The sequence below is a fragment of the Streptomyces sp. NPDC054847 genome (genome assembly GCF_053610925.1).
In genome coordinates this window covers 1-10,776 of the sequence record NZ_JBSGZJ010000236.1, presented here as the reverse complement: position 1 = coordinate 10,776, position 10,776 = coordinate 1, and the positions used below count along the sequence as shown (strand labels likewise).

Here is a 10,776-nt window from a genome sequence, read left to right as displayed (position 1 = left end):
GGCAGCCCGCTCACCTCCTGCGAAGACTCCACCGGCACCACCGCCGGAGCCTCCTCCAACACCACATGCGCATTCGTCCCGCTCAACCCGAACGACGACACACCCGCCCGCCGGGTCCGCTCGCCCGTGTTCCAGGGCTGCGGCTGCTGGAGCAGGACAAGGCCGCTGTCGTCCCACTCGACGTGGGGGCTCGGCTCGTCGGCGTGCAGGGTGCGGGGCAGCGTCTCGTGCTGGAGGGCGAGGACCATCTTCATCACGCCGATCACGCCGGCGGCGGCCTGCGCATGCCCGAGGTTCGACTTCGACGATCCGAGGAACACGGGGTGCTCGCCGAAGACTTCGGCGAGAGCGCCGGCCTCGATCGGGTCGCCCAGCGAGGTGCCGGTGCCGTGTGCCTCGATCGCGTCGATGTCGGCGGGGGTGAGGCGGGCGGCGGCCAGGGCGTCCTGGATCACGCGCTGCTGGGAGGGCCCGTTGGGGGCGGTCAGGCCCTGGCTGCGGCCGTCCTGGTTGACCGCGGAGCCGCGGATCACGGCCAGGACACGGTCGCCGTCCCGTTCGGCGGCCGACAGCCGCTTCAGGAGTACGACGCCGCATCCCTCTGCCCAGCCGACGCCGTCCGCCGAGGCGGAGAAGCTCTTGCAGCGCCCGTCGGGGGCCATGCCCTTGAGGCGGCTGAACTCCACGAGGAGCGAGGGGGTCGACATGACGGTCACGCCGCCGGCGAGGGCGAGGTCGCACTCGCCCTGCCGCAGTGCGGTGGCCGCCAGGTGCAGGGCGACGAGGGACGAGGAGCAGGCGGTGTCGATGGTGACGGCGGGGCCCTGCAGGCCCAGCGCGTAGGACACGCGTCCCGACACCACGCTGCTCGCGTTGCCGGTCTTCACGTAGCCGTCGAGGGCGTCGAGGTCGTGGCCCTGGTGGTTGCCGTAGTCGGTGCTCATCGTGCCGAGGTAGACGCCGGTGCGGCTGCCGGTGAGTGTGCCGGGGCGGATGCCGGCGCGCTCCAGCGCCTCCCACGACGCTTCAAGGACCAGGCGCTGCTGCGGGTCCATGGACTGGGCCTCGCGCGGGCTGATGCCGAAGAAAGCGGCGTCGAAGTCCTCGACACCGGTGAGGAATCCGCCCTCGCGGGCGTAGCTCTTGCCCACGGCTTGGGGATCGGGGTCGTAGTAGTCCAGGCCGTCCCAGTGCGACGGAGACTCCCCGACGACGTCCCGCCCCTCTGCCAGCAGCTGCCAGAAACCCTCGGGTGTGTCGATGCCGCCCGGCAGTCGGCACGCCATCGACACGACCGCGATCGGCTCGTGGAAGCGGGCCTCGAGATCCGCCGCGCGCTTCTGGAGGAGGCGGATGGCGGGCAGGGCGCGTTCCAGCTGAGCCTGATTCGAGTTAGTCATCTCTGCGGTTCCCTAAACAAACGTCAGCGGAAATGGGGCAGCGTCTTCGGGGCGGAAAGCGACGGGTCCTCTCAGTCGCCTGCGCCTGCGGCTTCCAGGAAGGCGTTGAGTTCGGCGTTGATGTCGTCGACCGACCGCTCCTCCAGGCGGGGGGCGTCGGAGGGCCGGAGGGTGGTGACGGAGGGGTCGGCGGTGCCGTTCCCGCTCTCCCTGTTCGCCAGGTCGACGAGCATGTCGAGCAGGCCGCTGCGGTGCAGCTGATCGGCGGACAGGCGCTGGAGGACCCAGTCCAGTACGGCGGGAGGGCTGTCGGGGGACGGTTCTTGCGGGCCGGCGTCGGCGGCGATACCCAGCCGGTCGATCACCAGGTCCGTGATGGCGCCGGGGGTCGGATAGTCGAACACCAGGGTGGCGGGCAATGTGGTGCCGGTGGCCGCGGCGAGCCGCCTGCGCAGCTCGACCGCCATCAGCGAGTCCAGACCCAGTTCCTTGAGAACCTGGTCCGGTCCCAGGCCGGAGATGTCGCTGATGCCGAGGACCACAGCCAGTTCGCTGAGGACCACGTGCTGGACGCGCTGTGCACGCTGTGTCTCCGGCAAGGTCGCCAGCTCGTCGCGCAGGGACGACGGAACGTCGCCGGTCCGGCCGGCCGGCCGGCGCAGCTGCGGCCGGACCAGCACACGGAGCAGGGCAGGGAGCGCACCGCTCTTCTCCGCTTCCCGCCGGACCGCCGCGAGGTCGAGAACGGCCGGTACGAGGTGGCTGTCCCGGCCGTGGAGCGCCCGGTCGAGGAGCCGCAGACCCTGGGCGACGGGCAGTGGGGCGATGCCCTGGCGGCGCATCCGGGCGAGTTCGGCCTGGCCGAGATGGGCGGTCATGCCGCCGTTCCCGGCCTGCTGCCACAGGCCCCAGGAGAGGCTGGTCGCGGCCAGGCCCTGACCGCGGCGGAGAGCGGCGAGCGTGTCGAGCGCCGTGTTGGCGGCGGCGTAGGTGCTCTGGCCGGCGGTGCCCAGCACCCCGGCTGCGCCGGAGTAGAGAACGAACGCGGCCAGGTCGAGGTCGAGTTCGCGGGTGAGGTCGTGCAGGTGCAGCGCGCCCTCGGTCTTCGGCGCGAGGACGCGGGTCAGACGGTCAGGGGTCTGGTCGATGAGGAGTCCGTCATCGAGGACGGCGGCAAGGTGGAACACACCCGTCCAGGGGTGGGCCAGGTCGGCGCCGGTGAGCAGGGTGCGGACCTGGGCACGGTCGGCCACGTCACAGGCGACGACCTCGACACGCTCGGCACCGGCCGCGGTCAACTCCCCCACCAGCTCCTCGACACCGGGTGCGTCGGTGCCACGGCGTGAGGTCAGCACCAGACGGCGCACACCGTGCTCCTGGACCAGGTGACGTGCCAGAGCCTGGCCCAACTCCCCCATGCCGCCCGTGATCAGGACAGTCCCGGCAGGATCCAAGCCGCGGGTCTGCGCGTCGGCGTCTGCCGACGTCCGGACCAGGCGGGCGGCCAGTATCTGGCCTGCCCGGACGGTCAGCTCGGGTTCGTCCGCGATCGGCAGGGCCGATGTCAGGTCCTGGGTGTCGGTGTCGATCAGGCGGATCACCCGCTCCGGGTGCTCACTACGTGCCGAACGCACCAGACCCCACAACGACGCCTGGCCCACGTCCGTGGCGTCCTCACCGACCGCGCCGCGGGTCACCAACACGATCTCGGACGCGGCCTCATCGGCCAACGCCTGCTGGAGCTCGGCCAGTCCACGCGCGGCGATCTCCGTCACCGAACCCGACCAGTTCCGTGCGTCGATCACGAGCCGGTCGGCGTCCTGTGCCGGAGAGCCGGCCGTGACCGGCTGGAAGTCCACCCGGTACAGGTGGTCCACCGAGGTCGAGGCACGGATCTGGTCGGCGGTCACCTCGCGCAGGTCGAGACGACCGGACAGAACAGGCCCGCCCGCCGGATCAGCGACCCACAGCCGAAGGGACGTCCCCGAGGTGTCGAGATCCGCACGGACACGCAACTCGCTGCCGCCCATCGCCGACAGGTCCACCTGCGCCCACTCCACCGGCAGCAGCGCGCCATCCAACCGCTCCCGCGCAGCCGCCGAGCCCTTCAGCACATGCAGGGCGGTGTCGAGGAGTGCGGGGTGGATGGCGTAGCCGTGGGTGGAGACGTCCTCGGGCAGGCGCACCAGGCCGTAGGCGGTGTCGCCGTCGTGCCACAGCTCGCTCAGGCCCTGGAACGCGGAGCCGTAGGCAATGCCCTGCTCCGCGAACCGCTCGTAGAAACCGTCCAGGTCCACCCGCTGCGCACCCGCCACCGGCCACTGCGCCAACGCCTCGAACCCGCCGGACGCGGCGGCCGGTGCCTCGCTCAGCACACCGGACGCATGCCGGGTCCACTCGCTGTCCTCGCCGCGCCGGCTGTAGAGCGCCACCGGCCTGCGACCGTCCGGTCCGGGCACGCCCACCGTCACCTGAAGCCGCAGCTCACCCTCCTGCGGAACGACCAGCGCCTCCAGGAGCGTCAGCTCCTCCACCCGGCCCGCACCCACGAAATAGCCTGCGGACAGGGCGAGTTCGAGCAGCGCGGTGCCGGGGACGATCACCGTGCCGAACACGGCATGGTCGGCCAGCCAGGGAAACTCGCGCAGCGAGACGCGGCCGCTGAAGACGTGGCCTTCGCCGTCGGCGAGCGTGGTCACCGCACCCAGCCACGGATGCCCGGCCGACTCCAGCCCCACCGACGTCACATCACCGGAAGCGGACACCTGCTGCCAGAAACGTTCGCGCTGGAAGGCATAGGTGGGCAGATCGATTCGGGTGGCGCCGGTTCCCGTGAAGACGGTGTCCCAGTCGACGTCCTGGCCGAGGACGTGCAGTTCGGTGAGTGCGGTCAGCACCCCGGCGACCTCGTCCGTACCCTTCCGGGCACTGGCGACGAACCGGCTGACGGAGTCGTCCGCCACGCCCTCGCTGCCCATGGCCGTCAGCACGCCCCGCGGACCGCATTCCACGTAGCGGCGGGGTCCGGCGTCCTCCAGGGTGCGTACGGCGTCCCAGAAGCGCACCGCTTCGCGGGCCTGCGTCACCCAGTAGGCGGGGGATCGCATGCCTTCGCCCGCCGTGAGGTCCCTTCCCATCCAGGCGCCGGTCACCGACGACACGAGGGGTGTCCGCGGCTCGTCGAACCGGCATCCGGCGGCGATCTGGGCGAACTCCTCCAGCATCGTGTCCATGTGCGCGCTGTGGAACGCGTGCGACACCTCGAGGCGCCGTGTGCGCCGTCCTTCGCCGGCGAAGTGCTGTTCGACCTGTTCCACGGCTGCGGCATCGCCGCTCACCACGACCTGGGCCGGACCGTTCACCCCCGCCACCGACACCCGTCCGGGGACCAGGTCGAGGACGGCCACGACCTCGGCCTCCGAAGCCTCCACCGAGGCCATGACCCCACCCGGTTCGCAGGCCTGCATCAGCTTGCCGCGTGCCACCGCGAGACGCGCCGCGTCCTCGAGGGGCAGGACACCCGCGACGTGTGCCGCCGCCAGTTCCCCCACCGAGTGTCCGGTCACCACCGATGCGGAGAGCCCCCATGACTCCCACAGCCGGAACAGCGCCACCTCGAACGCGAACAGCCCGGGCTGGGCGAATTCCGTCCGTTCCAGCGTGGCCGCGTCGGACCCGAACACCACGTCCTTCAACGAGCGGCCCAGCAGCCCGTCCGCCACGTCGCAGACCTGGTCGAACGCTTCGGCGAACACGGGGAACGCCTCGTACAACTCCCGGCCCATCCCCGCCCGCTGGCTTCCCTGGCCCGGGAACAGGAACGCCACGCCGGCCGGTGTCGAGGACGTGGCGGTGCCGGTGACCGCGCCGGCGGCCGAGCGGCCCTCGCTCAACGCCCGCAGACCCGTGACGGCCTCCGCCACCGAGCCGGCGATCACGCCCGCCCGGTGTTCGAACCGTGTCCGTCGCGCCGCGGAGAGTGCGACGTCGGCGAGGGCCGGCTCCTCGCCGTCACCGGTCTCCAGCCGGTCGGCGAGGCGGGCCGCGTTCTCCCGCAGGGCCCGCTCGTCACGGCCGGACACCACCACCGGAAGCGCGGGGAGCCGACGGCCCTGGTTCTCCGCCTGCTCCACCGACGTGGCTGCCGGGGCCTCCTCCAGCACCACATGCGCATTGGTGCCGCTCAGGCCGAACGAGGAGACGCCTGCGCGGCGGGTCCGCTCGCCCTTGTGCCAGGGCTGCGGCTGCTGAAGCAAAGTCAGGCCACTGGTGTCCCAGTCGACGTGCGGGCTGGGCTCGTCGGCGTGCAGCGTGCGGGGCAGCGTCTCGTGCTGGAGGGCCAGGACCATCTTCATCACGCCGACGACACCGGCGGCGGCCTGGGTGTGGCCGAGGTTCGACTTGGCCGATCCGAGGAACACGGGGTGCTCGCCGAAGACTTCGGCGAGAGCGCCGGCCTCGATCGGGTCGCCAAGCGAGGTGCCGGTGCCGTGCGCCTCGATCGCGTCGATGTCCGCGGGGGCGAGCTGCGACAGGGCGAGCGCGTCACGGACGACGCGCTGCTGGGAGGGCCCGTTGGGGGCGGTCAGGCCGTTGCTGGCGCCGTCCTGGTTGACCGCGGAGCCACGGACCACGGCCAGGACGCGGTCGCCGTCCCGCTCGGCAGCCGACAGACGCTTCAGCACCAGGACGCCCGCGCCCTCGGACAGCCCGGTCCCGTCGGCCCCAGCGGAGAAGCTCTTGGAACGCCCGTCGGCAGCGGCTCCCTTGAGGCGGCTGAATTCCACGAGGGTCGAAGGTGTCGACATCACCGTGACACCGCCGGCCAGGGCGAGGTCGCACTCGCCCTGTCGCAGTGCCGTGGCCGCCAGGTGGAGGGCGACGAGAGAGGACGAGCAGGCCGTGTCGATCGTGACGGCCGGGCCCTGCAGGCCCAGCGCGTAGGACACCCGTCCCGACACCACGCTGCTCGCGTTGCCGGTGCTGACGTAACCGTCGAGGGCGTCGAGGTCATGGCCCTGCTGGTTGCCGTAATCGGCACTCATCGCGCCGAGGTAGACGCCGGTGCGGCTGCCGCTGAGTGCGCCGGGCCGGATACCGGCCCGCTCCAGCGCCTCCCACGACGCCTCCAGCACCAGGCGCTGCTGCGGGTCCATCGACTGGGCCTCACGCGGGCTGATGCCGAAGAACGCGGCGTCGAAGCCCTCGACACCGTCGACGAAGCCGCCCTCGCGGGCGTAGCTCTTGCCGACCGCTTCCGGGTCGGGGTCGTACAGATCCAGACCGTCCCAGCGGGAAGGGAACGGGCCGATGGCGTCGCCGCCCTCGGCCAGGAGCTGCCAGAAACCCTCGGGCGTGTCGATACCGCCCGGCAGGCGGCACGCCATCGACACGATGGCGATCGGCTCCGTGCGCGCCGCGCGCTCCGTGCTGAGTTCCTTCTCCGTCTCGACCAGGGCGGTGGTGGCGCGACGGAGGTAGGACTCGAGCTTCTCAACTTCGGACGCGGTCATCCGTCACACTCCAAGCTTGCGGTCGAGGAACTGGAGAAGGTCTTCTGTGCTGCCGGCTTCGATCTCGATCTCCGGTGCGTCGGGGACGACGGTTCGTGCGAGGCCGTCCTTGAGCTCCAGGAGGCGGGAAACCAGTCCCTGCTCCTCGAGTTGTTGCGGAGTCGCGGCACGCAGGAGGTCCACCAGGCTGTCGATCTGTGTCTTCGTCACGTGCGCACCGGCCCGGGAGGCGGCGGTTGGGACGACGCCGGCCTGCGCCGTTGCCTCGGAGGTGTAGCGGTCGAGGAGGAGGCCGGCGACGGCGGCGGGGGTGGGATGGTCGAAGGCGAGGGTGGCGGGCAGGGCCACCTCCGTCGCCGCGGACAGGCGGCGGCGCAGCTCGACCGCCATCAGCGAGTCCAGACCGAGCTCCTTGAACGCCTGATGGTCACCGACACCGTCCGCGCTGGACGCCCCCAGCACGACCGCCGCCTCAGAACGCACCAACTGGACCAGATACGGCAGCCGTTCACCCTCCGGCAGCCCCGCCAGCCGGTCACGCAACACCGTGCCCCGACCGCCGGAGGTGGTCGTGCCGGCCGCCGGCCTGCGCCTCCTGCGCACAAGGGCCCGCAGCAGCGCGGGCGGGTCCTCCACCCGCGCCGTCTCCAGCTTGACCGGAACGAGATGGGCATACGGCTGGAGCAGAGCGGCGTCCAACGCGGCCAGCGCCTGCTGCTGCGACAGCGCGCCGAAGCCCTGACGCCGCATCCGCGCCACGTCCGCCTGCCCCAGCGCGGCAGTCAGCCCGATACCGGCCTGCTGCCACAGACCCCAGGAAAGGCTGGTCGCGGCAAGACCCTCACCACGGCGGAGCGCGGCCAGCGTGTCCAGCGCCGCGTTGGCAGCCGCGTAAGTGCTCTGGCCGGCCGTGCCCAACACACCCGACGCCGACGAGAACAACACGAACGCGGCAAGGTCGAGGCCGAGTTCGCGGGTGAGGTCGTGCAGGTGCAGCGCACCCTCGGTCTTCGGACCCAGGACACGAGCCAGACGGCCGGTGTCCTGACCCTGGAGAAGCCCGTCGTCCAGGACAGCGGCAAGGTGGAACACACCGGTCCAGGGGTGGGCGATGTCCACGCCGGTGAGCAGGGTCCGCACCTGGGCACGGTCGGCCACGTCACAGGCGACAACCTCGACACGCTCCGCACCGGCCGCGGTCAACTCCCCCACCAACTCAGCAGCGCCAGGTGCGTCCGTGCCACGGCGTGAGGTCAGCACCAGACGGCGCACCCCATGCTCCTGAACCAGGTGACGGGCCAGAGCATGACCCAACTCCCCCATCCCGCCCGTGATCAGGACCGTCCCGGCAGGATCCAGAACACGGGTCTGCGCGTCGGCGTCTGCCGACGTCCGAACCAGGCGGGCGGCCAGTATCTGGCCTGCGCGGACGATCAGCTCGGGTTCGTCCGCGATCGGCAGGGCCGATGTCAGGTCCTGGGTGTCGGTGTCGGTGTCGATCAGGCGGATCACCCGCTCCGGGTGCTCACTGCGCGCCGACCGCACCAGACCCCACAACGACGCCTGGCCCACGTCCGTGGCGTCCTCACCGACCGCGCCACAGGTCACCAACACGATCTCGGACACGGCCTCATCGGCCAACGCCTGCTGGAGTTCGGCCAGTCCACGCCCGGCGACCTCCGTCACCGAACCCGACCAGCCCCGCGCGTCGATCACCAGCCGCTCGGCGTCCTGTGCCGGAGAGCCGGCCGTGACCGGCTGGAACTCCACCCGGTACAAGTGGTCCACCGAGGTCGCCGCCGCCCGGATCTGCTCCGCCGTGGCCTGCCGTACCTGGAGTCCCTCGATCCGGGCGACGGGGTCGCCGTTCTCGTCGGCCACCCGGATCCGGGCCGTCGAGCTCTCACTGTCCAGCTCGGCACGGACCCGCAGCACGGAGCCCGGCACCGCTTCGAGGCTCACCCCGGTCCACTCGAACGGCAGCAACACGCTGTCTTCGGTGCTCTGCTCCGCTGCGGCTGCGATGAGGGTGTGCAGGGCGGTGTCCAGCAACGCCGGGTGGATGCCGTAGCCGTCGGTCACGACGTCCTCGGGCAGCCGCACCAGGCCATAGGCGGTGTCGCCGTCACGCCACAGCTCGCTCAAGCCTTGGAACACCGGGCCGTAGGCAATGCCCTGCTCCGCGAACCGCTCGTAGAAGCCGTCCAGGTCCACCGGCTGCGCACCCGTCACCGGCCACTGCGCCAACGCCTCGAACCCGCCGGACGCGGCGGCCGGTGCCTCGCTCAGCACGCCGGACGCATGCCGGACCCACTCACCGTCATCACCGCGCCGGCTGTAGACCGCCACCGCACGGCGCCCGTCCGCTCCGGGCGCGCCCACCGTCACCTGAAGCCGCAGCTCACCCTCCTGCGGAACGACCAGCGCCTCCAGGAGCGTCAGCTCCTCCACCCGACCCACACCCACGAAATAGCCAGCCGACAGGGCCAGTTCCAGCAGCGCGGTACCGGGGACGATCACCGTCCCGAACACCGCATGATCGGCCAACCAGCCGAACTCACGCAGCGACACACGGCCGCTGAACACATGACCCTCGCCGTCGGCAAGCGTGGTCACCGCACCCAGCCACGGATGCCCGGCCGACTCCAGCCCCACCGAGGTGACATCACCCGACGCCTTGCTGACGGTGTCCAGCCAGAAACGTTCACGCTGGAAGGCATAGGTCGGCAGGTCCACCACCGGACCATGCGCCCCCAACAGGGGCTCCCAGGCCACCTCGACGCCCGCCACATGCAGCAGCGTCACCATCCGCGCCATCTGCGCCAGATCCCCGCGCTCACGCTGCAGCGTGCCGACGACCACACCCCGCCCGGCACTGCCGTCCGTCAACGGCATGATCAGCACCGGGTGGGGGCTGACCTCCACGAACACGTCCAGCCCATCCGCCAGCAGCGCCTGCTGCGCCGCATCCAGCCGCACCGGCTGACGGAGGTTGCGGCACCAGTACCGCGCGTCCAGTCCGGTGCCGTCCAGCAGACCGCCGGTCACCGTCGAGTAGAACGGCACCTGTCCCGGGCGCGGCTCGAGCGGGGCGAGTCGCGCCTCGAGGTCGGGCAGCAGGGCGTCCATGTGGTGACTGTGGGAGGCGACCGGCGCCTCCAGCCGCCCGCACGACACATCCGCGTCGTCCAGTCGGAACAGGAGGTCTTCCACCGCATCGGCGTCACCCGATACCGACACCGACCGGGGTGTGTTGACCGCGGCGACCGACACGGCATCTCCGTACGGGGCGATCCACTCCTCCACCTCGTCGAGCGGGAGTTCCACCACCGCCATCCGGCCGACGCCCGCCACTGCCTGCAGCGCGGCGCTGCGCACACCGATGACCCGCGCACCGTCCTCGACGGACAGCGCACCGGCCACCACCGCGGCCGCCACCTCACCCTGCGAATGACCTACCACCGCGGCCGGCTCCACACCCAGCGACCGCCACACCGCCGCCAGGCCCACATACACCGTGAACATCACGGGCTGCAGCACATCCAGCCGCGACCAGTCCTCCACGACCCCTTCCCGCAGCAGGTCCTCCACCGACCGGTCCAGATACGGCGCCAGCGCCTCATCGCACTCACGCACCGCGTCGGCGAACGCCTGCGACCGCTCCAGCAGTTCGCGCCCCATCCCCGCCCACTCGCTGCCCTGGCCAGGGAAGACGAACACGGTCCTTCCGTGCTCCTGCTGTGTTCCGGTGAGGAGATCGGGGTGGGTCCGGTCCTCGGCGAGGGCTCGTAGCAGTTCGGCTGCGTGTGCGGTCGTGCCGGCCATGAGGCCGGCACGCTCGCCGAGGTGGGTGCGGTGCAGGG

General features: G+C 71.5%; 2 protein-coding genes and 1 pseudogene. All 3 read right to left on the bottom strand.

All coding sequences use genetic code 11. The annotated features are described in order from the left end of the window. Nucleotides 1–1,400: type I polyketide synthase (locus tag ACWGH4_RS22020; protein WP_453463436.1), on the bottom strand; the 1,400-nt coding region annotated here is incomplete at its 3' end. A 71-nt stretch (nucleotides 1,401–1,471) separates the two neighbouring features. Continuing rightward, a pseudogene (locus ACWGH4_RS22015) lies at nucleotides 1,472–6,820 on the bottom strand (type I polyketide synthase); the annotation flags it as partial. Nucleotides 6,821–6,916: 96 nt separating this feature from the next. Then, the coding region (locus tag ACWGH4_RS22010) for an SDR family NAD(P)-dependent oxidoreductase (protein WP_453463434.1) at nucleotides 6,917–10,776 on the bottom strand (3,860 nt) is incomplete at its 5' end.